The organism is Seonamhaeicola marinus (genome assembly GCF_008085455.1).
In genome coordinates this window covers 1-515 of sequence record NZ_VSDQ01000080.1, presented here as the reverse complement: position 1 = coordinate 515, position 515 = coordinate 1, and the positions used below count along the sequence as shown (strand labels likewise).

The following is a 515-nucleotide window of genomic DNA, read 5'->3' as shown; positions in this document are numbered from 1 at the left end:
CAGTAGCCTAATTTATTAAAAAAGTGCGAGATAGCACAATTTTAACCATTTTTAGGCTGTTTTAACGCCTTTTTTTAATTCTATTACGGTTATTTCTGGCCAAATACCAACGCGACCCGGAAATGCTAAGTAACCAAAACCTCGATTTACATTAATATATTGCCCTAATTCTTGGTAAATGCCTGCCCAATATTTGTAACGCCATTTAACAGGACTCCATTTAAACCAACCTGGAATTTCTATACCAAACTGCATACCGTGTGTGTGCCCGCTAAGGGTTAAGTGGTAGTGGTAATCATCATTAATTACTTGTTGCTCCCAATGTGATGGATCATGGCTTAGTAGAATTTTAAAGTCATTTTTTTCTACACCCGAAGAGGCCTTTTTTAAATCGCCTGCTTTTTTAAATCCGCCAGCGCCCCAATTTTCAACACCTATTAAGGCTATTCGTTGGCCATTTTTTTCAATAAATTTGTGTTCATTAAGCAATAAGTTAAAGCCAATTTCCTTTTGCA

At 36.5% G+C, this 515-nt stretch carries 1 protein-coding gene; it reads right to left on the bottom strand.

Annotated elements, in window-relative coordinates:
* Window positions 1-51: 51 nt before the first annotated feature.
* Window positions 52-515 (bottom strand): metallophosphoesterase (locus tag FUA24_RS00500; protein ID WP_394344173.1); only part of this gene is annotated, 464 nt, incomplete at its 5' end.